Genomic DNA, 26,850 nt, shown 5'->3' on the forward strand with positions numbered 1-26,850 from the left:
CTCACCGCCCATCACTCCGCCCGTGCTGCAACTGCACTGCTTCGGTGCGATTGCGGCCAAGCTGCTTGGCGCGGTAGGCGCCCTGGTCCGCGCGCTTGATCAGCGCGTCGAGGTCGGCCATGGCGGCCTCGCGTACCGCCACGCCGATGCTGATGCTCACCCGGATGAGCTTGTCGCCGATCCGTACGGTAAGCCCATCGACCGCGTGACGCAGGCGCTCGCCGCACACCAGCGCGGATTGCAGTTCGGTGTCCGGGCAGATGGCGAGGAATTCGTCGCCACCGGTGCGGCAGATCACGTCCTGGCCGCGCAGCGCCCCGCGCAGCGCATCGGCGGCGGCGCGCAGCACCGCATCGCCGGCGTCGTGGCCGAGGGTGTCGTTGATGCGCTTGAACTCGTCGATGTCGATGATCATGCACGACAGCGGCCGTCCGCTGCGGCTGGAGCCCTGCCATTCCTGCTGCATGCGCTCGATGGCATAGCGGCGGTTGGGGAAGCCCGTCAGCGCGTCGGTGAGCGCGGCTTCCTGCAGGCGCCGGTTGCTCACCGCCAGTTCGGCGGCGAAGCGGCGGATTTCCTCGCGGTCGTGCTCCAGCTCCTGCTGCAGGCGCACCACGCGCAGCGCGGCCCGCATGCGGGCGGCGAGCACGCGCGGGTTCAGCGGCTTGCCGATGAAGTCGTCGGCGCCGGCTTCGAAAGCCTCGATGAGCCCCTCGTCCTCTTCCGTCTCGGTCAGCAGCAGGATGTAGAGATTGCGGCCGATGCGCGTCGCGCGCAGCGCGCGGATCAACTCCAGCCCGTCCATGCCGGGCATGGCCGAATCGCACAGCAGCACGTCGGGCTGCAATTCCAGGGCGGATTCCATGCCGGCATGCCCGTCGGTGGCCTCATGCACCGCGTAGGAGGCCTCTTCCAGCACGGCGCGCAGTTGGGCACGCACCTCGGCATCATCCTCGACCACCAGCACGCGTACGGCCGACTCTTCGTCCTCCTCGGCGGCGCTGCCCTCCTCGGCCGGCTCTTCGCGCACCGGCTGCGGCATGCGCAACGTCTGCGGCCCGCCCCCCTGCTCCAGCAAGGCCTTGAAATCCGGCGCATCGACCGGTTCCAGCTGCAGCATGCCGCGCCATTCCAGCCAGAGCGTGGCGATATGCTCGCCCGCGGAAGCCAGTTCGGCCGGCGGCAGATCGATGGTCGCGCCCAGTTCGATCATGCGCGCGGCAATCTCTGCATGCCCTTCGCGCGGCGCCTGGCACAGGTCGGCCACCATGCCGCCCAGCACCAGGGTATTCAACAGCATGTGGATGCGCGTACCGGGCGCGCAGCTCATGCGTTCCGGCGTTTCGTAGAGGCTCACCGGTTCGATGAGCACCTTCGGCACACCCCAGTCGCTGAGCATGGCGGCGCCCAGTTCGGTGTGCGTCATCGCGAAGGCGCGGTGCTCCAGATCGCTCAGGCGCAGTTCGGGAAAGCGGCGCGCCTCCACCAGCACCTGGCCGTACTCGACCGGATACAGCGTGGCCAGCGCCAGCCGCCCCACGTCGGCGAGCAGTCCCAGGCTGAACAGTTCGTCCGGCGCGCCGGCGCGGTTGCGCTGCGCAAGCACCTGGGTGGCCAGCGCCATGGCCAGCGAGCGCGACCAGAACAGGCCGTAATCGAAGCCGCGGCAGGCGCCCCGGCGATAGTTGGAAAGCAGCGAGAAACCCAGCGCCATGCTGCGCACGGCCGGCAGGCCGAGCACCATCAGCGCTTCCTGCACCGACACCACCGGCCGGCGGGTCAGCGCCACGATGCCGTTGGCGGCCTTGATCAGGCGGCCGACGAAGGCCGGATCGCTCTTGATCACCCGCGCCAGTTCGACCATCGACACTTCGTCGTGCTGGGTCAGGCGGATGATGGCCAGCGCCACGCCGCGCGGGGACGGCAGATCCCCGGAGGCCTTCAGTTGTTCGTAACGCTTTGAATCGAACGTGTTGGTCATGGTGCATCCATTTCGGTACCGCGGCGCGTCCCGAGTTCGCGATGCGGAGCGGACGGGGGCGGCGCCCCGTCCGGGGAGGGACTATGAAGCATCTGCGCCGCGGAGGGAAGCGTTTGCCCGAACCCGCTCCTCCACGCCCCGGGAATCCACCTCGCCACCCGTCATGCGACAGCACTGCGCGTGCGGAAAAGCGGGCTAGAATCCGCGCATCGACAATCCGGCCTTCCCCCATGAAGTTCTGTTCCGATTGCGGCACGCCGGTGGATCTGCGCATCCCGGCGGGCGACTCCCTGCCCCGCCACGTCTGTCCCGCGTGCGGCAGCATCCACTATCAGAATCCCAAGCTGGTGGTCGGCGCGCTGGCCGAATGGGAAGGCCGCGTGCTGCTCTGCCGCCGCGCCATCGAGCCGCGCCACGGCTACTGGACATTGCCTGCCGGCTTCATGGAGAACCAGGAAAGCACCGCCGACGCCGCCGCGCGCGAAACACTGGAGGAAGCCTGCGCGCGCATCGAGGTCGGCGAGATGTTCACGCTGTACGACATTCCCCACATCAGCCAGGTGCATATCGTCTACCGTGCCCGGCTGCTCGACCTCGATTTCCGCCCCGGCGAGGAATCGCTCGAGGTGGGCCTGTTCGACGAAGCCGACATCCCCTGGGAGCAGCTCGCCTTCCGCTCCATCGAGTTCACCCTGCGGCGCTACTACGAAGACCGCCGCCAGGGGAGCTACCGCTTCCACACCGGACGCATCTCCCCGCCGCTCGGGCTCTGACCCATCCGCCACACCTGACCTGTAAACACCGGCAGCGCTTGCCGTCGCCCCCCGCGATCTGTTCTGATTGCACGATCGCCGGCGACATCCACGCCCGCCGGGATGCATTGCGCGGGAGGTCCTGTGCGGGTTGCAGCCGATTCATCCTTGTCAGCGTCCAGGCATCCGGACAGCCCGGCCGTCTTCCCATGGATTCTCGCCCTCGACGTCCACGGCCAGCCGCGCCGCTGGATCGGCTGGCAGGATGCCTGCCACTACCATGCGCGCGGCCTGGTGGCCTGGAGCCTGGGCGAACGCCAGTTCCGCATCCGCGGCGGGCTGTGCCGCGCCACCGGGCAGCGCTCGGAGATCACCACGCACAGCATCATCGCCATCCAGGGGCGCGCACCCTGGCTCGGCGATCAGGCACACGCGCCGCGCCTGGACAACCGTGAACTGTTCCGCCGCGACCGGCAGCTGTGCGCCTACTGCGGCCGGCACTACGGCATCGCCACCCTCACCCGCGACCACATCCACCCGCTCTCGCAGGGCGGACGCGACGCCTGGATGAACGTGGTGACCGCCTGCCGGGCCTGCAACCAGAAGAAAAGCGGACGCACGCCGGAGCAGGCCGGCATGCCCCTGCTGTACGCCCCCTATGTGCCCAGCAAGGCCGAATACCTGATCCTGTGCAATCGCGGCATTCTCGCCGACCAGATGGACTTCCTCGCCCTCCATGTGCCGCGCCCGAGCCGCGTGCGCAGGACGGACTGAACGGTCCTTCCCCCTCGCGCACGGACCCGATGCGCGCATGCGGGTGCCGCAATCCGTAACCTCGGGGTAAACTCCGCGCCTGAACCGCCGGCACGCCGGCACGCGAACTCGCCGAAAGCTCCCGCGAGCACCGCGAAAGCACAGAAAATTCAGGGAATTGCCGGACACGATGAGCTCACCCAGCCCGACCGCGGGCACCACGCCCCGCCTCAGGCTCGCCGGCATCCGCAAGGTCTATCCGACCGTGGTCGCCAACGACGGCATCGATCTCACCGTCGAGCCGGGCGAAATCCACGCGGTGCTGGGCGAAAACGGCGCCGGCAAATCCACGCTGATGAAGATCATCTACGGCGTCACCCGTCCGAGCGCCGGCGAGATCCACTGGGAAGGCGAACGCGTGGAGGTCGCCAACCCGGCGCGCGCCCGCGCGCTGGGCATCGGCATGGTGTTCCAGCACTTCTCGCTGTTCGAGACCCTCACGGTGGCGGAAAACGTCGCCCTCGCCCTGCCCGGCCGCCCGCCGCTGGCCGAACTGACGCAGCGCATCGCCGAGGTCTCCGAACACTACGGGCTGCCGGTGGATCCGCGCCGCCACGTGCATGCCCTGTCGGTGGGCGAACGCCAGCGCGTGGAGATCATCCGCTGCCTGCTGCAGAACCCCAGGCTGCTGATCATGGACGAGCCCACCTCGGTGCTCACCCCGCAGGCCGTGCGCCGCCTGTTCGACACCCTGCGCATGCTGTCGGTGGAAGGCTGTTCCATCCTCTACATCAGCCACAAGCTCGACGAGATCCAGGAACTCTGCCACACCGCCACGGTGCTACGCGGCGGCCGGGTCACCGGGCACTGCAAGCCCGCCGAGGAAACCCCGCAGTCGATGGCGCGGCTGATGATCGGCAAGGATCTGCCGGTATGCGAGCATGGCCCGGCGGCCACCGGCGGCGAAGCCCGCCTGCAGCTGTCCGGCCTCTCGCACGCCAGCGACGATCCCTTCGGCACCGATCTGCGCGACATCCATCTGGATGTGCACGCGGGCGAGATCGTCGGCATCGCCGGGGTCTCCGGCAACGGCCAGCAGGAGCTGCTGCGCGCCATCTCCGGTGAGGAACGCATCGCCGAGAAATTCCCGGTGCGCATCGGCGGCGTGGAGGCCGGCCGCCTGAACGCCGCGCAACGCCGCCGCCTGGGCCTCTGTTTCGTGCCCGAGGAACGCCTCGGGCGCGGCGCGGTGCCGTCGATGTCGCTGGCCGACAACGCCGTGCTCACCGCTGCGCGCAATGCCGGCCTGGTACGCGGCGGCTTTCTGTCGTTCGCCCGCGCGCGCCGTTTCGCCGCCGAATGCATCGAGCGCTTCGACGTGCGCTCGGGCGGGCCGCGCGCCGCCGCCAAGTCGCTGTCGGGCGGCAATCTGCAGAAATTCATCGTCGGCCGCGAAGTCCTGCAGACCCCGCGACTGCTGGTCTGCGCGCAGCCCACCTGGGGGGTGGACGTGGGCGCGGCGGCCTTCATCCGCCAGGCGCTGATCGACCTGCGCAACCGGGGCTGCGCGGTGCTGGTGATTTCCGAGGAACTGGACGAGCTGTTCGAGATCTGCGACCGCATCGCGGTGATCGCCAAGGGCCGGCTGTCCCCCGCGCGGCCGGTGGCGGAAACCAGCGTGGAAGACATCGGCGTGTGGATGAGCGGCCTGTGGCCGGGCGCCGAACCCCTGCCGGCGGAGGTGGCCGATGCTGCGGCTTGAAGCGCGCGCGGAGCCCTCGCGGCTGATGAGCTGGTGCTCGCCGCTGCTCGCGGCCGTGCTCACCCTGCTCGCCGGCATGATCATCTTCTGGCTGCTCGGCAAGGATCCGCTGCAGGGCCTGCGTTATTTCCTGATCCATCCCGTGAAGGATCTGTACGGGGTCTCCGAACTGCTGCTCAAAGCCACGCCGCTGATGCTGTGCGCCATCGGCCTGGCGGTGGGCTTCCGCGCCAACGTATGGAACATCGGCGCGGAGGGCCAGTTCATGCTCGGCGCGGTGGGCGCCACCGGCGTGGCGCTGTACTTCGCCGAGTCGGACAGCGCGCTGATCCTGCCGGCCATGGTGGTCGCCGGTGCAGCCGCCGGCGCGGCCTGGGCGGCGATTCCGGCGCTGCTGAAGACGCGCTTCAACGCCAACGAGATTCTGGTGTCGCTGATGCTGGTGTATGTGGCGCAGCTGTCGGTGTCCTGGCTGGTATTCGGGCCGTGGCGCGACCCGATGGGCTTCGGCTTCCCGCAGACCGCCATGTTCCACGATGCCGCGCTGCTGCCCGCCGTGCTGGAGGGCACCCGCCTGCATCTGGGCTTCGGCTTCGCGCTGGCGGCGCTGGCGGCCGGCTACGTGTTCATAAACCGCAGCTACACCGGCTTCAAGATGCGCGTGGCCGGCGAGGCCGCAGAGGCCGCGCGCTACGCCGGCTTTTCCGCGCGCCGGGTGATCTGGATCGGCCTGCTCACCGGCGGCGCGGCGGCCGGCGTGGCGGGCATGGCCGAGGTGGCCGGGCCGATGGGCCAGCTCACCGACAAGATCAGCTTCGGCTACGGCTTCGCGGCCATCATCGTGGCCTTCGTCGGCCGCCTGAGCGCGCCGGGCATCTTCCTCGCCAGCCTGCTGATGGCGCTGCTGTTCATCGGCGGCGAACAGGTGCAGCAGTACATGAACCTGCCCAGCTCGATCTCCATGGTGTTCCAGGGCCTGCTGCTGTTCTTCCTGCTCGGCTCGGACGTGTTCATCCACTATCGCCTGCGTTTCGGCCGGGCCGGGGCCTAGATCATGGACGGCGCCTTGTTCACCAACATGCTGTTCGCCACCGTGGTGGCCGGCACCCCGCTGATCATCGTCGCGCTCGGCCTGCTGGTCAGCGAGCGCGCCGGCGTGCTCAACCTCGGCGCCGAAGGCATGATGGCGATGGGCGCGGTGGCCGCCTTCGCCGTCACCCACGCCACCGGCAGCCCCTGGCTGGGCGTGCTCGCCGGGCTGGGCGCGGGCATGGCGATGGCGCTGGTGTTCGGTTTCCTCACGCTCACCCTGCAGGCCAACCAGGTGGCCTCGGGCCTCGCCCTGGCGATCTTCGGCGTGGGCCTGTCGGCCTTCATCGGCAAGCCCTTCGAATCGGTGGCCCTGCCCACCGTGCCGGCCATCCGCATTCCCTTCATCGCCGACATTCCGCTGATCGGCGAGGCGCTCTACAACCAGCAGGCGCTGGTGTATTTCTCCTGGGCGCTGTTCTGGGCGGTGCTGTGGTTCCTCGCCCGAAGCCGCGCCGGGCTGGTGCTGCGCGCGGTGGGCGAATCGCCCGCGGCGGCGCATGCCATCGGCTACCCGGTGGTGCTGATCCGCTATCTGGCGGTGCTCTTCGGCGGCGCCATGGCGGGCGTGGGCGGCGCCTTCCTGTCGGTGTATTACACGCCGATGTGGATGGAAGGCATGGTCGCCGGACGCGGCTGGATCGCCCTGGCGCTGGTGGTGTTCGCCACCTGGCGGCCGCTGCGCGTGCTGGTCGGCGCCTACCTGTTCGGCGGGGTGATGATCACCCAGCTGTTCATCCAGGGCTCGGGGCTGCAGATCGACTTTCCGTCGCAGTTCCTTTCGTCGCTGCCCTATTGGGCCACCATCGTGGTGCTGGTGGTCATCTCGCGCAACCCGAATCTGATCCGCCTGAACTCGCCGGCCTCGCTGGGCCGATCGTACCGGCCGGATGCCTGACCGTCCCTTTCCTTCATCGCTTGTACCTACGGAGACTCCTTCCATGACCGATCGTCGCCAGTTCATGCTGTCCGCCAGCGCTGCCGCGCTGGCCGCCGCGCTGCCGGGCAGCCTGCTCGCCCAGGAAGCCACCCGCATCGGCTTCGTCTACGTCAGCCCCATCGGCGACGCCGGCTGGACCTTCCAGCACGACGAGGCGCGCAAGGAGATGGAAGCCAAGCTTGGCAACAGCATCCAGACCAAGTACGTGGAGAACGTCGCCGAAGGCGCGGACGCCGAGCGCGTGATCCGCGAGTTCGCCGCCAGCGGCAGCAAGATCGTCTTCGCCACCAGCTTCGGCTACATGAACTACGTGGAGCGCGTGGCCCGCCAGTTCCCCAACGTCACCTTCCTGCACGCCACCGGCTACAAGTCCGGCAAGAACTTCGGCCATTACAACGCGCGCTTCTACGAAGGCCGCTACCTCAACGGGGTGATCGCCGGGCGCATGACCAAGTCCAACATCCTGGGCTACGTCGGCGCCTTCCCGATCCCCGAGGTGCTGCAGGGCATCAACGCCTTCACGCGCGGCGCGCGCAGCGTCAACCCGAACGTCGAAGTGCGGGTGATCTGGGCCAACAGCTGGTACGACCCGGGCAAGGAGCGCGAGGCCGCGATGACCCTGATCAGCCAGGGCGCCGACGTGGTCACCCAGCACACCGACTCCACCGCCGTGGTGCAGGCCGCCGAGGAACGCGGCGTGTACGCCTTCGGCTACCACTCCGACATGTCCAAGTACGGCCCCAGGGCGCACCTGACCGCCACCACCCACCACTGGGGTGATTTCTACGTGCGCACCGTGCGCGAAGTGCTGGCCGGCACCTGGAAGCCCGAGAGCATCTGGGGCGGCTTCAAGGACGACATGGTGCGCCTGGCGCCGCTCAACCCGGCGATTCCGGCCGAAGTGCGCGCCGAGGTGGCGCAGATCGAGGAACAGCTGAAGGCGGGCAGCTTCCATCCGTTCGCCGGCCCGGTCATCGACCAGTCCGGCAAGGAGCGCCTGTCGGCCGGTGCCGTCATGGACGACGTCGCGCTGGGCAAGATGGACTTCTTCGTCCAGGGCGTGGCCTCGCGCCTGCCCAACACCCGCTGAGCATCCTCCCCGGGAGTCATTCCTGAACGGCGGCCACCGCGTCCTCTCCGGCGCGGTGGCCGCCGCCACATCGGAGTCCGCGCATGCCTGCCGCCTTTCCGCTTCGCGCGCTACGCGCGGAAATCGTCCACTTCCTCGCCGACCCCGCGGAGCGTGGTGCCGATGCGCTGCAGCACTTTGCCGACGGCCTGCTGGTGCTGCGCGACGGCCGCGTCGCCGAATGCGGCCCGGCCGCCGATCTGCTCGCCACGCTGCCGGCCGACACGCCGGTGGAAGACCTGCGCGGGCGGATGATCCTGCCCGGCTTCGTGGACACCCACGTGCATTACGCGCAGACCGACATCATCGCCAGCCACGGCGAGCAGTTGCTGGCCTGGCTGGAGAAATACACCTTTCCCGCCGAGCGCCGCTTCGCCGACCCGGCGCACGCCGCCGAGGTGGCCGGCTTCTTCTGCGACGAACTGTTGAGAAACGGCACCACCACCGCGATGGCCTTCGCCACCGTGCATCCGGCATCGGTGGATGCCCTGTTCGAAGCCGCGCAGGCGCGGCGCATGCGGCTGATCGCCGGCAAGGTGCTGATGGACCGCAACTGCCCGGACTTCCTGCGCGACACGGCCGAATCGGGCGAGCGCGAATCGCGCGCGCTGATCGAGCGCTGGCACGGCCGCGAGCGCCTGCTGTACGCCGTCACCCCGCGCTTCGCGCCCACCTCCACACCCGCGCAGATGGACACCGCCGGCCGGCTGTTCGCCGAGTACCCGGGGCTGTACCTGCAATCGCACGTCGCCGAGAACCGCGGCGAGGTGGCCTGGGTGGCCGAACTGCACCCCGAGGCGCGCAGCTATCTGGACGTCTATGAACGCCACGGCCAGCTCGGCCCGCGCAGCGTGTACGCGCACTGCATCTGGCTGGACGACATCGACCGCGCGCGCATGGCGGCCACCGGCAGCGCGATGAGCTTCTGCCCGACCTCCAACCTGTTCCTCGGCTCCGGCCTGTTCGACCTGGAGCGCGCCCACGCGCTGGGCGTGCGCGTCGGCCTGGGCACCGACGTGGGCGGCGGCACCAGCTTCTCTATGCTGGCGACGCTCAACGAGGCCTACAAGGTGCTCCAGCTCAACGGCCAGAACCTGTCCGCGGAACGCGCCTTCTACCTCGCCACCCTGGGCGGCGCGCGCAGCCTCTATCTGGACGAGCGCATCGGCAGCTTCGCGCCGGGGCGCGAGGCCGACTTCATCGTGCTCGACCCTGCCGCCACACCGCTGCTGGAACGCCGTCTGGCACGGGCCGAAACGCTTTCCGAGCGCCTGTTCGCGCTGATGATGCTGGGCGACGACCGCTGCATCGCGGAAACCCATGTGCTCGGCGAACGCCGCTGGGTACGCAGCGGCAAGCTGAAAGGACATATTCAGGCAAAGTAATTGCTACAGTCTTCCGGCCCGGATTCCGTTGATGTACGGACCTGCTCACGGAGACTCTCCCATGAAATCTCTCCAGACCAAGCTGATCGCCTTCGTCGTGGCGATGATTCTGCTGACCGCCACGGTCAGCGGCGCCCTTTCCTACTTCCAGCTGCGCGGCCTGCTGCTCGACAGCGTCGGCCGCGAAGGTCACGGGGTGGCCGCCGGCTACGCGGAACTGGTGGCCGAGTGGGTGGAATCGCGCACCCGCCAGGTCACCGCGCTGCGCCCGGTGGCGCTCGACGAGGAGGTCGGGCCCTGGCTGCGCCGCATCCACGAGGCCGGCGGCTTCGATCTGGTGTATGTCGGCCATGCCGACCGGCGCACGGAGTTCAGCACGCCGATCGACCTGCCCGCGGGCTACGACCCGACCCAGCGGCCGTGGTACCAGGGCGCGGCGACCGCCGGGGACCAGCCCTTCATCTCCAAGCCCTATGCCGATGCCTCATCGGGCGAACTGGTCGTCTCGCTGTCTTCCGCCGTGCGGCATGGCGGCCGCGTCGAGGCCGTGGTGGCCGCCGACGTATCGATGAATTCGCTGGTACGCGCGCTGCTCGACAAGCAGGTGCCCGGCGAGGGGCAGTCCTTCCTGCTGCATCGGGACGGCACCATTCTGGCGCACGCCAACCCCGGGCTGGTGCTCAAGCCGGTGAGCGAACTGTCCGCCGGGCTGGATGCCGCACGCCTGGTTGCGCTCGCTGGCAGCCGGGGGCTTGCCGAAGCGACCATCGGCGGGGATGAGCAGTTCGTGCTGGCCCTGCCGGTGCGGGGCACCGAATGGCTGCTCGGCCTGACCATGAAACGCGATGTGGTGCTGGCTCCGCTGCGCACCCTGCTGATCGGCTTCGCCGTGGTGCTCGCGCTGGCCGGCGCGGTCGCCGCCGGCATCGCCTCGGCCGTGCTCGCCCGCCTGCTCGCCGGCCTGCGCACCATCCGCCGCGCGCTGGCCGACATCGCCCAGGGCGAAGGCGATCTGACCGCCCGCCTGGACATCCGCTCCGACGACGAGATCGGCAAGGTGGCGCAGGCCTTCAACACCTTCCTGGGCCGCCTGCACGAGATGTTCCGCTCCCTCAGCGGCGAAACCGCCCAGCTCACCGCCGGCGTGCGCGAACTCGAACGTACCATGGGCACCATCGCCGCCGAATCCAGCCAGTTGGCGGACATTTCCAGCGCCAACGCAGCCACCATCGAGCAGATCACCGTGGCCGTCTCGCACATCGCCGACAACGCCGGCGACGCCGACCGGCTGATGCGCGAGACCGGGGAACTGTCGACCAGCGGCGTCGAGCAGGTGCGCGAGGCCGCCGGCAACGCCGAGCGCACCATGGGCGAGGTGAACGCCCTGTCCGGCGTGCTGGAACAGCTGGAAAGCAGTTCCGGGCAGATCAGCGGCATCGTCGAGGTGATCCGCGAGATCGCCGACCAGACCAATCTGCTGGCGCTCAATGCGGCCATCGAGGCGGCGCGCGCCGGCGAACAGGGGCGCGGCTTCGCCGTGGTTGCCGACGAGGTGCGCAAGCTCGCCGAGCGCACCTCCGGCGCCACGCTGGAAATCAGCCACATGATCGAGCGGGTGCGCACCGACACCAGCCAGGCCGCCACCCGCATGCGCACCACCACCAGCGAAGTGCAGACCAGCGTGGAGCTGAGCCACACCGCCGCCGAGCGCATCGCCGAAATGCAGGAACGCCTGCAGGAAGCGGTCGAGCGCATCGGCGAGATCGCCCTGTCCACCCGCGAACAGACCCAGGCGACCACGCAGATGGCGCAGAGCACCGAGCAGATCAATGCCCGCCTGCTGGCCGCCGACGACGCACTGCAGGTCTCGCGCAAAACCCTGGCGGGCATGCGCACGGTGGCCGACACCACGGAAAAGCAGCTCTCCAGCTTCCGCCTGTAAAAACGGCCGAAGCGGCGGGATCACCCCGCCGCTTCGTTTTTTCTGCAGGCGCTCAGATCCGGAAACGCGACACCGAACGTTCCAGCATCCTCGAAACGTCCGCCAGCGTCCGGGAAGTACCGGCCACGTTGGCCACCGCTGCGGCCCCCTCTTCCGACATCTCGGCAATGCGCTCGACGTTCTGCGAGATCGCGGTGGCCGCTGCCGACTGTTCCTGCGTGGCGCTCTGGATGTCCCCCACCAGCCTCATGCAGCGCTCCGCCGCACCCTGGATCGCCGCCAGCGCGCCACGCGCGGACTCGGTGAGCTGCACCCCGGATTGCACCTGCGCCTCGGCATTCTTGGCGCCGCTCGCGGCCTGGCGGGTTTCGTCGCGCAGGGCATCGAGAATCTGCGAGATTTCCGCAGTGGCCGTGCCGGTACGCTCGGCGAGCTTGCGCACTTCGTCGGCGACCACGGCGAAGCCGCGCCCCTGTTCGCCGGCGCGCGCCGCCTCGATGGCCGCATTGAGCGCCAGCAGATTGGTCTGGTCGGCGATCTCGCGGATCACCGTGGCAATGCGCCCGATGTCTTCCGAGGAAGCGTTCAGGCGGTCCATGGCCTGCGCGGTCAGTTCCGCCGTGCGCGCCACCTTGCCGATCTCGTCGGCCGCCAGACCCACGCGTCCCAGCCCCTCGCTGGCCAGCGTGGAGGATTCGCGCGCCACCTCGGCGGCGGTGCGCGCGTGCTCGGCCACCTCGTTGATCGCCACGGTGACCTGCTGGATCACCGCCGCGGTGGACGAGGCCGCCTCGCTGGAGGCCGCCGCGCCGCCGGACACCTCCTCGCTGCTGCTCGCCAGCACGCCGGACTGCGTGGCCACCCGGCAGGCGGACTGCTGGATGGACACCAGGATGGTCTGCATGTTGGCCACCATGCAGTTGAACGCATCGGCCAGCCGGCCGATCTCGTCGTTGCGCGTGACACGCACCACCCGGCGCAGATCGCCCTCGCGCTGCGCCAGCACCACCATCTGTTCCAGTTCGCGCAGGTCGCGCACCACGCCGCGCACGTAGAGGAACAGATACGCCTCGAAGGCCAGCACCAGCAGGATCAGTGTGCCGAACAGGGCCAGCGCTCCCTGGTAGCGCCCCTCGGCCGCGTGCATCTCCTCCTCGCCCACGCGCAGTTGCACATCGACCAGGCTGTCGAGCAGGCTGGCCATGCGCTCGTGATCGAAGCGCGCGTCGTCGCGCGACAGAAGACGCGCCGCCACCGGATCATTGGCGGCCAGCAAGCGCCGGCCATCGTCCACATAGCGGAAGAAGCTGCTGAACAGCCCGTCGAGATCGTCGGCCAGACGGCGTTCGTCGGGCAACAGCGGGGTGGCGCGGTACTCCTGCCAGCGCACGCGCAGACGCTCGGCCTCGGTGTCGATGCGGGCCATCCGCTCGGCCAGCATGTCATCGTCGGCGGTCGCCAGCACCATGCGCGCCTGATTGGCCGCATCGCGCACGTCGGCCAGTTCGCTGACCACCAGCAAGCGGTTGTTGTACACCGACTGCATGGCATCGCTGGCGGCCTTGAGGCCCACGTAGCCGGTTACCCCGGCGGCCAGCACGGCGAGCAGGATGGCCACCATGCCGACGGCCAGGCGCGCACGCATGCTCATGCCAAGCAGGCCGCCGAGCAACCCGGTACGCACCACCTGGCCATTGCGGATCGCCAGCCCGCGCGCCCGTCCTGCGCGGAAACGCCGGTACAGGCGCTCCACTGCCCGCACGCGCGCCGGATCGGCACGCCGCCGCACCGACTCGTAGCCGACGATCTGGCCGTTCTCGCGCACCGGCGAGGCAAAGGCTTCCACCCAGTAGTAGCCGCCATCCTTGCGCCGGTTCTTCACGAATCCGCGCCACACCTCGCCGCCCTTCAGGCAGTTCCACAGGTCGGCGAAGGCCTCCGCCGGCATGTCGGGATGACGGATCAGGTTGTGCGGCTGGCCGATCAGTTCCTCGCGGGTGAACCCGGAAAGCTCGATGAACAGATCGTTGGCATCGACGATGCGTCCCTTCAGATCCGTGCGGCTGTGGATGAAGCGCCCGTCGGGGACTTCGGTTTCGACATCGGTGACCGGTTGATTCACTCTCATGGTGTCTCCCCCTACCGCTCGGATACCCGCTCGCCAGGCCGGGAAGCGGAAGCGCCCCGGCCCCGCCCGGACAGCCCGCGCAGGCGGCGGAAAGCACCGTTCGGCGGGCATTGGCAACAATCCTGCACCGTCGGGAAACACCTTGCAACGCCTGAAAAATTAATAACTTATCGCTTTTGGAGAAGCTTCCACGGCACCCTTTCGGCATGCAGGAATAGCCATTCCGAGCATCCCGGAATCCCTGCCTGGCCAGCGCGAACAAGGTATCCACGCATTCGCACGTATATTGCGAAGGGCATATCAGGACGCTTCTTGCATACGACTTTGCGGAGCAATCCGCAAATCGCCCGAAAACCGCGAAAGTACGTGCTAATCTGCCTCCCCGCTTTTTGTCCGGCTGATTCATGGCTGCTTCACCACGCACCGGGGCGGCCTTCGCTCCGCGCTCGCCGCTCGATCTGTTCCTCACTTTCACCGCCCTCGCCCTGCAGGGTTTCGGTGGCGTGCTGGCGATCGCCCAACGCGAACTGGTGGAACGCAAGCGCTGGCTGAGCCGGGAAGAATTCATCGAGGTCTACGCGCTCTCCCAACTGCTGCCCGGCCCCAACATCGTCACCATGGCGCTGCTGCTGGGCGACCGTTTCTTTGGCTGGCGCGGAGCCGCCGCCGCACTGGCCGGCATGCTGGGTGCCCCGCTGGCCATCGTGCTGGTGCTCGCCGCCGGCTACGTGCGCTTCGCGGAATTGCCCGCGGTGGCCGACGCGTTGCGCGGAATGGGCGCGGTGGCCGCCGGGTTGATCGCGGGCACGGCGATCAAGCTGATCGGCGGACTGCGCGGCAACCCGCTCGGCGTGGCGGGCTGCGCCGCGCTGGTTCTCGCCACGCTGGTCGCGGTGGCCATTCTGCGCGTTCCATTGCCCTGGGCGGTCGGCGGACTCGGCGGCCTGGGCTGGTGGCTGGCCTGGAGACGCCTGCGCCGTGCGGGAGAGGGGCAATGAACGCGCTGCCGCTTGCCGACCTGGCGGATCTGCTCGGGCGCCTGCTGGTGCTCTCGCTGCTGTCCATCGGCGGCGCGATGGCGACGGCGCCGGAACTGCACCGCTATCTGGTCGACGGGCGGGGCTGGCTGGACGATGCCACGTTTTCCTCGGCGGTCGCGCTCGCGCAGGCCGCACCGGGGCCCAACGTGCTGTTCGTGCCCTTGCTGGGCTATCAACTGGCCGGCCTGACCGGGGCATTCGCCACCCTGGCAGGCATTCTGCTGCCCTCCACCCTGCTTTCGCTGAGCATCGGACGCTGGGCGCGGGCGCATCGCCATACCGCCGGCGCCCGCGCATTCACCGCCGGCCTCGCGCCGGTGGCCATTGGCCTGCTGCTGGCCACCGGCTGGCTGATCGCCCGGCCCTATCTCGCCAATGCCGGGCAGCGCGTCGGCACGCTGGCGCTCATCGCTATCACCCTGGGAATACTGCTGAAAACCCGCGTGGCACCGATCTGGCTGCTGATGCTGGGCGCGCTGGCCGGTCTGCTCGGTCTGGCCTGAGCCCTTTCCACAAGACACAAATCGCCACATTTCATTTGAAGACGGGCGTGACCTACGTCACGGGCAATCCAATCAACATCATCGTAAATAATGATGTTCTTATGGGGCAAGTTATTACGTTCGTGCTAGGCTTTCCCGCATAATAAACCGGCTCCGGTCCCGGTCCGTACCAGAACGGACAGCCGAATCAGCGGGTTGGGCGGCGGATCGCGCCCCTCGCACCCCTCCCCTCGTGAGAGCCATGCGCAAGAACCTCCCCGTCAACAACGTAGAAACCTTGCTACCGGAAGGCGAGTTCATCTACTCGCGCACCGACCTGCAAAGCATCATCGTCGAAGCCAACGACGCCTTCGCGAAGATCAGCGGATACCAGCGCGAGGACATGATCGGCCAGCCGCACAACATGGTGCGCCATCCGGACATGCCGCCCGAGGCCTTCGCCGACATGTGGCGCGATCTGCAGGACGGACGCCCGTGGCGCGGCCTGGTGAAGAACCGGCGCAGCGACGGCGGCTACTACTGGGTGGTGGCCAACGCCTCCCCCGTGCGCGAGAACGGCCGCGTGGTGGGCTACCAGTCGGTGCGCTCGCGGCCCACGCGCGAAGAAGTCTCGGCGGCGGAAAACGCTTACCGGCGCATCCGTTCCGGAGACCGTTCGATCACCGTGCTGCACGGCCGCGTCGTACCCGCGCGCATCTCCCTGCCGGCCCGCCTGCGTTCCGCCCCGGTGCAACTGGCCGGTGCCGGCGTGCTGCTGCTGGCGCTGGCCGGCGCCGCGCTCACCGCAGGGCTGAACGCCACCGGGATCGGCGCCCTGCTCGGCATCGGCGCGGGCTCGGTCGGCCTGCTGTGGGCACTGTACTTCCTCTTCGGCTTCCTGCCCGGCCTGCATGCCGATACGGCCGCCCTGCGCGACTACCTGGGCGGGCTGCTGGCCTCCGGCGACCTGCGCCGGCGCTTCGAGCTGAAGCGTCGTGACGGGCTCGGCGACATCGCACTCGAAGTGGATCGCTTCGTGTCCTCCGTGCAGGCCACCATGCAAGGCATGGGCGATACCGCCGAGCAGGTCGCCAAGGTGTCTTCCGAGGTCGGCAGCGGCGTGGGCCGGGTCAACGATGCCGCGCAGGTGCAGGGCGAAGCCACCTCCAGCGCGGCAGCCGGCATCCAGCAGATCACCGTCTCCATCGGCGAGGTCGCCGAGCATGCCGCCGCCACGCGCAGCGCGGCGCAGACCGCCAGCGAGGTTTCCGAGCGCGGCGCGGAACTGTCCTCCAAGGCCAGCGCGACCATCCACGACCTTGCCTGCACCGTGCGCGACACCGCCGAGCAGGTGGAACTGCTGGGCTCGCAATCCGCGGAGATCTCCCGCATCACCGGCGTCATCCGCGAGATCGCCGACCAGACCAATCTGCTGGCGCTCAACGCGGCCATCGAGGCGGCGCGCGCCGGCGAACAGGGGCGCGGCTTCGCCGTGGTCGCCGACGAGGTGCGCAAGCTCGCCGAACGCACCAGCCAGGCCACCGCCGAAATCGGCGGCATGGTCGGCGCCATCCAGGTCGAGACGCAGAAGGCCGTGGACGGCATGCGCTCCGGCGCCCAGCAGGTGGAAAGCGGGGTGACCCTGGTGCAGGAGGCCCAGCATGCGCTGCGCGACATCAACCAGCAGATGCGTCTGACGCTGGAGATGGTCAACGACATCTCGCACTCCTCCGCCGAACAGCAGGACGCGATGGTCTCCATGGCACAGAACGTCGAGCGCGTGGCCAGCATGACCGACCGCAACATGGCCGTGGTCAGCGAAACCCACGGCGCCGTCTCCAGCCTGGAACAGGCCGTGGGGCGCATGCGCAAGTCCGTCGGCCAGTTCAGCATCTGAACGTCGCCGCCCGCCGTGCGTGGGCGGTGGGCGGCTCCCGGGCGCGCTCTTTTCAATCCTCCGCCGGCAGCACCGGCGGTATCCGCTCGCCGCGCGCATCGGCAGTCGCCTCGTCATCCGCCGGCTTCCCCGCGTGCAGGCAGGCGGCGATGGCGGTGGCCAGCTCGTCGGCCATGCGCGCCTGATGGAGCGGGTCGGCCAGGCGCAGCTCCTCTGCGCGGTGGCGGATCACTCCGCCCTCGAACAGCACCGCTGGCATCCGCGCATGGCGCAGCACCGCGAGTTCATCGTAGTAATGCACCGCATGGGCATGGTCCGCATATTCGCGGCGCTGCCCGTTCTTGTGCGTGGGCGCGAACCCGCCGCGCTGCAGCCGCGCGCCCATCGCCCGCGCGCACAGCACGCTGCGCGCGGTGTCCAGGTTGGCGCGCGAGACGAACAGCGAATGGCCGGCCCAGCGGTCGCTGTAGAACTGCCGGCGGCCGGCCCAGTGCCAGGCCCGCAACTCGTGCTCGCCGACCGAATCGTGGTGGATGGACACGAGGAAATCCGCGCCCGCCCCGGCCGCCGCGCGCGGGCGCTCCTGCAGGGAGGCGATGCGCCCGTCGGCGTTGATCAGCAAGGTGCGCAGGCCGCGCGCCCGCAGCGCCTCCACCAGATGCGCGGCCAGTTCGCGGTTGAAGGACAGCTCGCTACGCCCGCGCGCGCTCATCGCGCCCGGCGCCGCCTCGGTATGGCCGATATCCACCGCCACCAGCGGCGCGGCAGCGCCGGATGCCGGCGCGCAGGGCGCGACGCCGCACAACGCGAACATAGCGGAAGCGACGCGGACGGCAAGTGGACGCATCGGGACGGGCATGCGGGGAGACAAATGGAAACAATGCCCCAGTCTACCCGCACCCGCCGCCCGTCGCGCCGGCGTTCCAGGGCCGGCATAATCACCTCGTGATATTTGCTGGGAGCGGCACATGAAAACCATCACCCTGCTGGTACCGGTACTCGCCGTGGCGGCGCTGGCTGGCTGCACCAAGCTCACCGCCGAGAACTACAACCGCCTCAAGCCCGGCATGAGCTACGAGGAAGTGCGCGCCATCCTCGGCAAGCCGGACAGCTGCAGCGACCTGCTCGCCGCGCGCAACTGCACCTGGGGCAACGAGCAGCGCTCGATCAATGTCAGCTTCGTCGGCGATCAGGCCGTGCTGTTCCAGTCCGACAACATCCGCTGAAGCCGCTGCGGCGCACCATGAGCAAGCGCGCGCACCACCGACCTCCCCACGGCGGTGCGCAAGCACACTTCGCGTAGCGCGAAGTTGGTCTCATTTTCCAGACTTTCACCGCATTTCGACGCAAAACACCCCTTGGCACGCTGAATGCTTTGTCTGGCCTGACTGGTCTGACCGGTCGGTCCTGTTCAATCAGCGCATCCATCGTCCATGCCCAGCGTCTCCAGCATTGCCGCCCAAGCCCTCCAGCGCCGCATCGTCTCGGGTGAATTCGCCCAGGGCGCGATGCTGCCCGCCCAGCGCGAACTGGCCGAGAGCCTGAACATCAGCCGCGCCTCGCTGCGCGAGGCCGTCTCGATGCTCGAAGCCCTCGGCCTGGTGCGCGCCCAGGCGGGCAAGGGCGTGCTGGTGACCTGGGGCCGCAAGGCCGATCCGGAGCACGTGCCCGCCGGGCCGTCGGCGGTGCCGCCCAACGCCCTGTTCGAGTTCCGCCAGGCGCTCGAACCGGCCTGGGCGGGCCTCGCCGCGCAGCGCGCCAGCGCCGCCGACCACGCGGAACTGCACGCCATCCAGCAGGAAATGGAAAACGCGCTGGCGGCCGGCGATCTGGTGCACGCCTCGGAGATGGATCTGCGCTTCCACCTGCGCCTGGCGGGCCTGTCCGGCAATCCGCTGATGCGCGCGGCGGCCGCGCAGTTCTCCGCCCAGATCGCCCACTGCCTGCGCCTGCCGTTCGCCGACGTGGGCGGCATGTGGGCGCCCGCCGACGAGCACCGCGCCATCCTCGCGGCCATCGAGGCGGGCGACGGCGCGGCGGCGGCGCGGGCCATGCGCGCGCATCTGGATTCGGCCGCGGCACGAACAGGCATCGACTTCGCCAGACCCGACACCCCTTCTTCCCCCCGTCCCTAGGAGCCTTGCCATGTCCAACCAACGCCGCAACTTCCTCCGCAGCGCCCTCGCCGGTGCCGCCCTGCTGGCCTGCGCCAGCCTGCCCGCCCACGCCGACACCCTGGCCGACATCCAGCGCAACGGCACGCTGCGCGTCGCCGTGCCGCAGGATTTCCCGCCCTTCGGCAGCGTGGGCACCGACCTCAAGCCACAGGGCTACGACATCGACACCGCCGCGCTGATCGCCAGGGAGCTGGGCGTGAAGGTGGAGCTGATTCCGGTGACCAGCACCAACCGCATCCCCTTCCTGACCACCGGCAAGGCTGATCTGGTGATCTCCAGCCTGGGCAAGAACGCCGAGCGCGAACTGGTGATCGATTTCTCCGACGCCTACGCGCCCTTCTTCAACGGCGTGTTCGGCCCCGAGGATGCGGCGGTGGCAACGGTCGCCGACCTGGACGGCAAGACCGTGGGCGTGACCCGCGGCTCGGTGGAAGACCTGGAACTGAGCAAGATCGCCTCCGACAAGGTGACCATCCGCCGCTTCGAGGACAACAACGCCACCATCTCCGCCTACCTCACCGGCCAGGTGCAGTTCATCGCCACCGGCAACGTGGTGGCCGCGGCGGTCAATGACCTGACCAAGCTGCGCCGCCTGTCCGCCAAGTTCCTCATCAAGAACTCGCCGTGCTACGTGGGCGTGGCCAAGGGCCAGTCCGCCCTGCTCACCCGCGTCAATGAAATCATCGCCAAGGCCAAGACCGACGGTTCCCTGGAAGCCGTCTCCCAGCGCTGGCTGAAGGCCCCCCTGCCGGCCGATCTGTAAGCCGCCGCGCGCCGGGCGCCGCGTGCGGCGCCCGGCCATCTCTTCCCGTACGCCACAGGACGATCCATGGCCTACCAGTTCGACTTCGCCCCGGTGCTGGCGCATACCGACCTGCTGCTGCAGGGCGCGGCCGCCACCCTGGGCCTGACCGCCGCCGGCGCCGTGCTGGGCATCGCCCTCGGTGTGCTCGGCGCCATCTGCCGCGCGTGGCGCATCCAGCCGTTTTCGGCCGCATTCGGCGTGTATGTGGAGGCCATCCGCAACACGCCTTTCCTGGTGCAGCTGTTTTTCATCTTCTTCGGTCTGCCCGCGCTGGGCGTCAAGCTCTCCGGCTGGGAAGCCTCGATTCTCGCCATGGTGATCAACCTGGGCGCCTATTCCACCGAGATCATCCGCGCCGGCATCGAAGCCACTCCGCACGGACAGATGGAAGCCGCCGCCTCGCTGGCGCTGAACCGCGCGCAGACCTTCGTTTACGTGGTACTGCGCCCCGCGCTGGCGCGCGTGTGGCCGGCGCTGGTGAGCCAGGTGATCATCGTCATGCTGGGCTCGGCGGTGTGCTCGCAGATCGCCGCCGAGGAACTCACCTTCGCGGCCAACTTCATTCAGTCGCGCAACTTCCGCGCCTTCGAAACCTTCTTCCTCGCCACCGCCCTGTACTTCGCCATGGCCCTGCTGGTGCGCCAGTTGCTGATGCGCCTGGGGCAGCGCTTCATCGTCGGGAGGCCGCGCTGATGTTCGTCCAATTCACCACCTGGGACATCGTCCGCAACCTGCTGGAAGGCGGCAAGTGGACGCTGGCCCTGTCGCTGATCGCCTTCGTGCTGGGGGGCACGGCCGGTCTGCTGGTGCTCTTCCTGCGCATGGCGCGCAACCGCGTGGCGCAGGCGCTGGCCAAGGGCTACATCGAACTGTTCCAGGGCACGCCGCTGCTGATGCAGCTCTTCATCGTGTTCTTCGGCCTGCCGCTCGCGGGCATCGACGTTTCGCCCTGGCTGGCCGCCGCGCTGGGCCTCACGCTGTTCACCAGCGCCTATCTCGCGGAAATCTGGCGCGGCTGCGTGGAATCCGTGCCGCGCGGGCAGTGGGAGGCCTCCGCCAGCCTGGCGCTGGGCTTCACCCAGCAGATGCGCCACGTGATCCTGCCCCAGGCGCTGCGCGTGGCCATCGCGCCCACCGTCGGCTTCTCGGTGCAGGTGGTCAAGGGCACGGCGGTGACCTCCATCATCGGCTTCACCGAACTCACCAAGACCGGCTCGATGCTGGCCAACGCCACCTTCCAGCCCTTCCTGGTGTTCGGGCTGGTGGCCGCCGGCTACTTCGCCCTGTGCTATCCCCTGTCGCTCTACGCGAAAAGCCTGGAGAGGAAATTCCATGTCGCTCGTTAGCATTTCCGGCCTGCACAAGCATTTCGGCACCAACCACGTCCTCAAGGGCATCGACCTGCAGGTCGAGCAAGGCGACGTGATCGCCCTGATCGGCCGCAGCGGCTCGGGCAAGAGCACCCTGCTGCGCACCATCAACGGCCTGGAGAGCATCGACGAGGGCGAACTGGTGGTCGACGGCACCGCCCTGCACCACGGCGAGGGCGACCTGCGCGCGCTGCGCCAGAAGGTCGGCATGGTATTCCAGCAGTTCAACCTGTTCCCGCACCTGACCGCCGGGCAGAACGTCATGCTGGCGCCCACCGTGGTGAAGAAATTATCCAAAAAGGAAACCGAAGACATCGCCAAGGAGATGCTGCTCAAGGTCGGCCTGTCGGACAAGTTCCACGCCTTCCCCGACCAGCTTTCCGGCGGCCAGCAGCAGCGCGTGGCGATCGCCCGCGCGCTGGCCATGCGCCCCAAGGTGATGCTGTGCGACGAAATCACGTCGGCGCTGGACCCGGAACTGGTCAATGAAGTGCTGGCGGTGGTGCAGCAACTGGCCGCCGAGGGCATGACGCTGATCATGGTCACCCACGAAATGCGCTTCGCGCGCGACGTGGGCAACAAGCTCATCTTCATGCACCACGGGCGCATCCATGAAAGCGGCGACCCCAGGATCATCCTTGCCGACCCGCAGACGCCCGAACTGGCAAACTTCACCCGCGCGGTCATGTAAGCCCGCCGGTCCCTTACCCGACGAACCCCGCAACAGGAACACCACGACCATGCTGATCGCCCCCCCCGCCGACCTGCCCGACTGGGCCCGCCGCTCGGTCAACCTCGCCGACCCGCGCCTGGGCGCGCGCGCGCTGTACGCCAGCGACGACTTCTTCGCCGACGTCTCGCGCATGCTCAACCCCGAACCGGCGGTGTTCATCCCCGGCAAGTACGACGACAACGGCAAATGGATGGACGGCTGGGAAACCCGCCGCAAGCGCACCGCCGGCCATGACTGGTGCCTGGTCAAGCTGGCCCGCCCCGGCGTCATTTACGGCTTCGACGTGGACACCGCCCACTTCACCGGCAACTACGCGCCCGCCGTGGCCATCGAGGCGGTTTCCGCCGCCACCGACGACCCGGATGAACTCGCCAAACTGGAATGGACCCCCGTGCTGGCGTCCACCGGCCTGGGGCCGAACGCCCATCACGTGCTCAAGGTGGAATCCGCCGGCACCTGGACCCATCTGCGTGTGCACATCTATCCGGACGGCGGCATCGCCCGCCTGCGCGTCTATGGCCGCCCGCAGGCGCGTTTCGACGGCGCCGGCAGGAACGGCCTGCACGACCTCGCCGCGCTGGAAAACGGTGGCTACGCGGTGGCCTGGAACGACTCGCACTACGGCTCGGTGGCCAATCTGCTGCTGCCCGGGCGCGGCGTGGACATGGGCGACGGCTGGGAAACCCGCCGCCGCCGCGAACCGGGCAACGACTGGTGCATCGTCGCGCTGGGCGCGCCGGGCAGCATCGCGCGCGTGGAACTCGACACCGCGCACTACAAGGGCAACTACCCGGACCGCGCCAGCATCCAGGCCGCGCGCGTGGAAGGCGGCGACGAGCGCTCCATCGTCGCGCAGAGCATGTTCTGGCCCATCCTGCTGCCGGAGCAGAAGCTTTCCGCCGACGCCATCCACGAGTTCGCCGCCGAACTGGCGGCCCTGGGCACGGTGACCCATGTGCGCATCAACGTGATCCCGGACGGCGGCCTGTCGCGCGTGCGTCTGTGGGGCACGCCGGCCGCATGAAGCCGCTGCGCGCCACGGCGCTGGACGCGGCGGCCTTCGCGCCGTTCGGCGAAGTCATCGAGGCCGGCGCCGCCACGCGCCAGTTCCCCATCAACCAGGGCAGCACGGTGCGCTACCACGATCTGGCGCGCATCGATCCGGGCGAGGACGGGCACGCCATCGTGTCCATCTTCCGCGCCCAGCCACGCGCGCTGCCCTTCGAGGTGAGCATGCTGGAGCGCCACCCGCGCGGCAGCCAGGCCTTCATGCCGCTCTCGGGCCGGCCCTATCTGGTGGTCGTGGCGCCGCCGGGCGAACGCCCGGCCACGGAGAATCTGCGGGTATTCCTGGCGCGCGCGGACCAGGGCGTGAACTACGCCGCCGGGGTGTGGCACCACCCCTTGCTGGCGCTGCAGGCGGAAAGCGACTTCCTGGTGATCGACCGCGCCGGCCCCGGCGCGAACTGCGACGAGATCACGCTGGACGAAGCGGTGTACATCGACCTCGGCTGAACGCCGCCGCCCCGCACGGGGCGGCGTGCGCACGCGGAAGACTCAGGCTTCCGGCAGGGCGATGCGGTGCTCGGTGGAGAACTGGTAGTCGTGGAACACGTGCTCGGCGGAGAGGATGCGGTAGCGGCCGTCCTCGTCCTTGCGCGTGGTGTCCTTGAGGCGGTGGGTGTAGTGCCCGCAGGTCCACAGGTCGAAATTGCGCATGTGGGTACACAGGCAGGTCTTGTCCCACACCTTGACCTTCATGCCCTCCGGCAACTGCGCCATCTCGCGGTTGTAGGCATCGATGTACTGACAGCTACCCTTGGCATCGAGCAGGTAGCCGTAGGCCTCACAGTTGGGGCGGATGCCGTTGCCGATCGCCGGGCTGCCCTTGAGCATGCGCATCGGATAGCCGGTGGGCGAAATCAGGTTGACCTCGATGTCGTCCTCGCTGGCGCGCAGGTATTCCTGCTGCACGTCTTCCGGCAGGCCGCACTCCTTGGTCACGGTGAAGCGCGTGGCCACCTGCACGGCGGCCGCGCCGGCCTCCAGGAAGGCCGCCGCGTCGCTGCCGGTGAAGATGCCGCCGGCGGGAATCAGCGGAATGTCGAGCTGTTCGGCCTGCAGCCAGGCGCGGATCTCGGCGACGATGGTGGCCAGGTCGTACTGCGACCAGTCCATGCCGAAGCCCAGGTGGCCGCCGGCCAGCGGGCCTTCCACCACCACGTAGTCGGGCAGACGGTTGGTGCGCGCGCTCTTCTTCAGGAAGAGCTGCAGCGCGCGCAGCGACGAGACGATGATGCCCAGCCTGGCGTCGCGGAAGCGCGGATGGTCCTCGATCAGCGCAAAGGAACCCAGGTGCAGGCCGGCCGCCAGCGTGATGCCGTCGATGCCCGCATCCAGCGCGGCCGTCAGGCGCACCTTCAGGGTTTCCCTGGGGGCGTTCATCGTCAGCTTTTCCATGCAGTTGATGAACACCATGCCGGGGCCGCGCTTGGCCTCCATGGTGCGCCCGACGTGCAGGGCGGTGGCCTCGGCCAGCAGGCCCAGGTCGAACTGCACCACCGACTTGTCGGAGTTCTCGACGTTGAACTTGTACTGCTGCAGCTTGTTCTTGACGTACTTGGTCTTGAAGCGGCGGTCGGTGACCGTGGGGACCATGGCATCCGAGATGTGACCGATGCCTCCCAGCCGCGCGGCCTCCAGCGAGAGTTCGGCGGTCGAGATGTCCACCCCCATGCCGCCTATCATGATCGGCACGAACTCCTGCTTGCCGAACATCAGGCGAAAATCGTCCACACGCTTCATTACTTCGGTATCCCCTCCAGGCGTAGCCCGCGATTATCGCCCGGAACGTGCTTTCTATCTAGGGCAAGCAGCAGAACCACAGCCCCCGGCCTGTTCCCATGCACGGGACGCCATGCCCCCGCCAGGCTGGAAGCGCCAGACCGATCTGCCCTCCCCGGCCTCACCCGGCCGCCTTGCATACGATTTGACGTCGCATGGCAAATCAAAAAATGGGAACGATTCGCAATAATAAAGGCGAGCCACCCCATCGCCCGGCGGCGCTTTTCCCCGGAGATTTGCGTGAGCAGCGCGGCAACGCCCGAATCGATTTCCACGCTCTACCAGGACCACCACGGCTGGCTGCTCGCCTGGCTGGGGCGCGAGGTCGGCTGCTCGCAGCAGGCCGCCGACCTCGCGCAGGATACCTTGACGTTCTCGGTCCTGGGCAGCAGCCCGAGCCGCAGCTTCTTGGTCGTGCTCATTGCAAAGCTCCCCGATTGAGGCTCGCGTGTGGCCGGTGCCATCTGCCCCCCAGACTTGAGTGGTTCACACGGAATTCCCCGTTGACCACATCACAATGCTCAAATACATTCCGACTGGTCGGTATGTATTGTTTGACCTTCCGGGTGTGCCCTGTCCTTGAGCGGACTGTTCATGCTCAAGGCCCCCAGGGGAGCCATTCGAGCCCTTCCGACGAATCCCTCCATACGAATCGAAAGGAAACTGAAATGAGCTTCGTGAAGACCATTGATGAAATCGAAAGCAAGAAAAGGGAGTCGGTTGACTTCTTTGGGGCCGAGATGCTGACGGTTGCCTGGGAGACCAGGCCAGAGATCATCGAGCGGCTCTTGCCCGCACCGCTGAAGCCAGCAGCAGCGCCATTGGCATTCGCCTTCATCGGGTGGTACCCGGCCACCAACTTTGGCGTGACCTACCACGAGGCCGCCTTGTTCGTGCGCGCCTCCTACAACGGCGAGGAGGGCAATTACTGTCTGTCGATGCCCGTCGACAACGACATTGCCATGGCGGGAGGGCGTGAGGTATTCGGGTTTCCGAAGAAGATGGCGACCTTCCATTTCGCCAAGGAGGGCGCCAGGGTTCAGGGCTGGGTCGAGCGCAAGGGTCATCGCTTCGTGGAGCTGAGTGCCGACCTGGATGCGCCGTTCAATGACGCCGAGGCCATGCAGCAGTTCATGCTTTCCACCAGCACGGCCGATGGCAAGGTCCGTGGGCTTTCCTACAACGTCAAGCATTTCATCACGCCTGACAGTTCGGGCTTCGAGTTCAGCCCCAGGCTGGTTCGGCAGGAAACCGTCATCCATCCCAAGGCCCTCCAGGTCGGCAAGGCCACGGTCAACCTCGCGTTCTCGCTGGATGATCCGTGGGCGGAAGTGGAGGTGGTCAAGATCCTGGGTGCCATGTACACCGTGGGGGACAATGCCATGCTGAAAGGTTCGGTTGTCGCCGAGATTGATCCGGATAACTTCCGTCCCCATGCGTTCCTCAAGTGGGACTCGGATCTCATGCCTTGTTGATTCGCAAGCATCTGCTGCCCGCGCCCGATGTCGGCGCGGGCGCAGAAAACTGCTAGGGTGTTATGCGCCGACGCCAGCACGCCAGACAAGTCGGAGGGGTGCTGACAAAATTCATGAATGATCCGGGAGGCTCCATATAGAATCAGGCGCCTCCCTGTTGCTTGAT

General features: G+C 68.2%; 25 protein-coding genes. 21 read left to right on the forward strand and 4 right to left on the reverse strand.

The window, feature by feature from the left end; translation table 11 throughout:
• Position 1 precedes the first annotated feature (1 nt).
• Positions 2 to 1,981 (reverse strand): diguanylate cyclase, encoded by a 1,980-nt coding sequence (locus tag E6C76_RS06655; RefSeq protein ID WP_136347452.1) that lies wholly within the window; start codon positions 1,979 to 1,981, stop codon positions 2 to 4.
• 230 nt (positions 1,982 to 2,211) lie between these two features.
• Between E6C76_RS06655 and E6C76_RS06660 the strand changes: the two genes are divergently transcribed.
• The 8 genes from E6C76_RS06660 (at position 2,212) to E6C76_RS06695 (ending at position 11,733) form a co-directional block, all read left to right on the forward strand.
• Positions 2,212 to 2,754, forward strand: a complete 543-nt coding sequence (locus E6C76_RS06660) for an NUDIX hydrolase (RefSeq protein WP_136347453.1) — start codon at positions 2,212 to 2,214, stop codon at positions 2,752 to 2,754.
• A 147-nt stretch (positions 2,755 to 2,901) separates the two neighbouring features.
• Positions 2,902 to 3,507 (forward strand): HNH endonuclease, encoded by a 606-nt coding sequence (locus tag E6C76_RS06665; RefSeq protein ID WP_230976172.1) that lies wholly within the window; start codon positions 2,902 to 2,904, stop codon positions 3,505 to 3,507.
• A gap of 169 nt (positions 3,508 to 3,676) precedes the next feature.
• Positions 3,677 to 5,248, forward strand: coding sequence for an ABC transporter ATP-binding protein (locus E6C76_RS06670; protein WP_136347455.1), 1,572 nt, complete (start codon positions 3,677 to 3,679; stop codon positions 5,246 to 5,248).
• Positions 5,235 to 6,299 carry an ABC transporter permease gene (locus E6C76_RS06675; RefSeq protein WP_136347456.1) on the forward strand — a complete coding sequence of 355 codons (1,065 nt, stop codon included), beginning with the start codon at positions 5,235 to 5,237 and terminating at the stop codon, positions 6,297 to 6,299. The genes E6C76_RS06670 and E6C76_RS06675 overlap by 14 nt, the downstream gene beginning before the upstream one ends.
• A 3-nt stretch (positions 6,300 to 6,302) precedes the next feature.
• Positions 6,303 to 7,235 carry an ABC transporter permease gene (locus tag E6C76_RS06680; RefSeq protein ID WP_136347457.1) on the forward strand — a complete coding sequence of 311 codons (933 nt, stop codon included), beginning with the start codon at positions 6,303 to 6,305 and terminating at the stop codon, positions 7,233 to 7,235.
• A 43-nt stretch (positions 7,236 to 7,278) separates the two neighbouring features.
• Positions 7,279 to 8,367, forward strand: a complete 1,089-nt coding sequence (locus tag E6C76_RS06685) for a BMP family ABC transporter substrate-binding protein (RefSeq protein WP_136347458.1) — start codon at positions 7,279 to 7,281, stop codon at positions 8,365 to 8,367.
• A gap of 83 nt (positions 8,368 to 8,450) precedes the next feature.
• Complete coding sequence (guaD, locus tag E6C76_RS06690; RefSeq protein WP_136347459.1) at positions 8,451 to 9,791, forward strand: guanine deaminase; 1,341 nt, start codon at positions 8,451 to 8,453, stop codon at positions 9,789 to 9,791.
• A 61-nt stretch (positions 9,792 to 9,852) separates the two neighbouring features.
• Positions 9,853 to 11,733, forward strand: coding sequence for a methyl-accepting chemotaxis protein (locus tag E6C76_RS06695; protein ID WP_168734260.1), 1,881 nt, complete (start codon positions 9,853 to 9,855; stop codon positions 11,731 to 11,733).
• 52 nt (positions 11,734 to 11,785) lie between these two features.
• Here the strand turns inward: E6C76_RS06695 and E6C76_RS06700 are convergent, their stop codons facing one another.
• On the reverse strand, positions 11,786 to 13,861 hold the full coding sequence (locus E6C76_RS06700) for a methyl-accepting chemotaxis protein (RefSeq protein ID WP_168734261.1): 2,076 nt from the start codon (positions 13,859 to 13,861) through the stop codon (positions 11,786 to 11,788).
• Between the two features lie 404 nt (positions 13,862 to 14,265).
• Between E6C76_RS06700 and E6C76_RS06705 the strand changes: the two genes are divergently transcribed.
• From E6C76_RS06705 to E6C76_RS06715, 3 genes are all read left to right on the forward strand, one after another.
• Positions 14,266 to 14,859, forward strand: coding sequence for a chromate transporter (locus tag E6C76_RS06705; protein WP_136347462.1), 594 nt, complete (start codon positions 14,266 to 14,268; stop codon positions 14,857 to 14,859).
• A complete protein-coding gene (locus E6C76_RS06710) occupies positions 14,856 to 15,404 on the forward strand; it encodes a chromate transporter (RefSeq protein WP_136347463.1) in 549 nt (182 codons plus the stop codon). Before E6C76_RS06705 ends, E6C76_RS06710 begins: the two co-directional genes overlap by 4 nt.
• A gap of 241 nt (positions 15,405 to 15,645) precedes the next feature.
• Positions 15,646 to 17,280 (forward strand): methyl-accepting chemotaxis protein, encoded by a 1,635-nt coding sequence (locus tag E6C76_RS06715; RefSeq protein ID WP_136347464.1) that lies wholly within the window; start codon positions 15,646 to 15,648, stop codon positions 17,278 to 17,280.
• 52 nt (positions 17,281 to 17,332) lie between these two features.
• Here the strand turns inward: E6C76_RS06715 and E6C76_RS06720 are convergent, their stop codons facing one another.
• A complete protein-coding gene (locus E6C76_RS06720) occupies positions 17,333 to 18,127 on the reverse strand; it encodes an N-acetylmuramoyl-L-alanine amidase family protein (protein ID WP_136347465.1) in 795 nt (264 codons plus the stop codon).
• Between the two features lie 121 nt (positions 18,128 to 18,248).
• On the opposite strand from E6C76_RS06720, the gene E6C76_RS06725 reads away from it, so the two are divergent.
• The 8 genes from E6C76_RS06725 to E6C76_RS06760 all read left to right on the forward strand — a co-directional run bounded on the left by E6C76_RS06725 (position 18,249) and on the right by E6C76_RS06760 (position 23,880).
• The gene (locus E6C76_RS06725; RefSeq protein ID WP_136347466.1) at positions 18,249 to 18,506 is read left to right on the forward strand and encodes a DUF3862 domain-containing protein; all 258 of its coding nucleotides are present in this window, start codon (positions 18,249 to 18,251) and stop codon (positions 18,504 to 18,506) included.
• Positions 18,507 to 18,713: 207 nt separating this feature from the next.
• Positions 18,714 to 19,415: a FadR/GntR family transcriptional regulator gene (locus tag E6C76_RS06730; RefSeq protein WP_136347467.1), complete on the forward strand. Its 702-nt coding sequence runs from the start codon at positions 18,714 to 18,716 to the stop codon at positions 19,413 to 19,415.
• 10 nt (positions 19,416 to 19,425) lie between these two features.
• Positions 19,426 to 20,220 carry a transporter substrate-binding domain-containing protein gene (locus E6C76_RS06735; RefSeq protein ID WP_136347468.1) on the forward strand — a complete coding sequence of 265 codons (795 nt, stop codon included), beginning with the start codon at positions 19,426 to 19,428 and terminating at the stop codon, positions 20,218 to 20,220.
• Positions 20,221 to 20,286: 66 nt separating this feature from the next.
• Positions 20,287 to 20,955: an amino acid ABC transporter permease gene (locus E6C76_RS06740; RefSeq protein WP_136347469.1), complete on the forward strand. Its 669-nt coding sequence runs from the start codon at positions 20,287 to 20,289 to the stop codon at positions 20,953 to 20,955.
• Positions 20,955 to 21,608, forward strand: coding sequence for an amino acid ABC transporter permease (locus E6C76_RS06745; RefSeq protein WP_136347470.1), 654 nt, complete (start codon positions 20,955 to 20,957; stop codon positions 21,606 to 21,608). Before E6C76_RS06740 ends, E6C76_RS06745 begins: the two co-directional genes overlap by 1 nt.
• The gene (locus E6C76_RS06750) at positions 21,595 to 22,323 is read left to right on the forward strand and encodes an amino acid ABC transporter ATP-binding protein (protein ID WP_136347471.1); all 729 of its coding nucleotides are present in this window, start codon (positions 21,595 to 21,597) and stop codon (positions 22,321 to 22,323) included. The genes E6C76_RS06745 and E6C76_RS06750 overlap by 14 nt, the downstream gene beginning before the upstream one ends.
• A gap of 49 nt (positions 22,324 to 22,372) precedes the next feature.
• Positions 22,373 to 23,389 carry an allantoicase gene (gene alc, locus E6C76_RS06755; RefSeq protein ID WP_136347472.1) on the forward strand — a complete coding sequence of 339 codons (1,017 nt, stop codon included), beginning with the start codon at positions 22,373 to 22,375 and terminating at the stop codon, positions 23,387 to 23,389.
• A complete protein-coding gene (locus tag E6C76_RS06760; protein ID WP_136347473.1) occupies positions 23,386 to 23,880 on the forward strand; it encodes an ureidoglycolate lyase in 495 nt (164 codons plus the stop codon). The genes alc and E6C76_RS06760 overlap by 4 nt, the downstream gene beginning before the upstream one ends.
• A 42-nt stretch (positions 23,881 to 23,922) precedes the next feature.
• Here E6C76_RS06760 and E6C76_RS06765 read toward each other — a convergent pair whose 3' ends face one another.
• Positions 23,923 to 25,170: a nitronate monooxygenase gene (locus E6C76_RS06765; protein WP_136347474.1), complete on the reverse strand. Its 1,248-nt coding sequence runs from the start codon at positions 25,168 to 25,170 to the stop codon at positions 23,923 to 23,925.
• 279 nt (positions 25,171 to 25,449) lie between these two features.
• Between E6C76_RS06765 and E6C76_RS22220 the strand changes: the two genes are divergently transcribed.
• A complete protein-coding gene (locus tag E6C76_RS22220) occupies positions 25,450 to 25,650 on the forward strand; it encodes a hypothetical protein (protein WP_211090128.1) in 201 nt (66 codons plus the stop codon).
• Between the two features lie 227 nt (positions 25,651 to 25,877).
• A complete protein-coding gene (locus E6C76_RS06775) occupies positions 25,878 to 26,684 on the forward strand; it encodes an acetoacetate decarboxylase family protein (protein WP_168734262.1) in 807 nt (268 codons plus the stop codon).
• The last annotated feature ends 166 nt before the right edge of the window (positions 26,685 to 26,850 follow it).

Origin of the sequence: Pseudothauera nasutitermitis, from assembly GCF_004801295.1 — a bacterium.
GTDB classification, from domain to species: Bacteria; Pseudomonadota; Gammaproteobacteria; order Burkholderiales; family Rhodocyclaceae; genus Pseudothauera; species Pseudothauera nasutitermitis.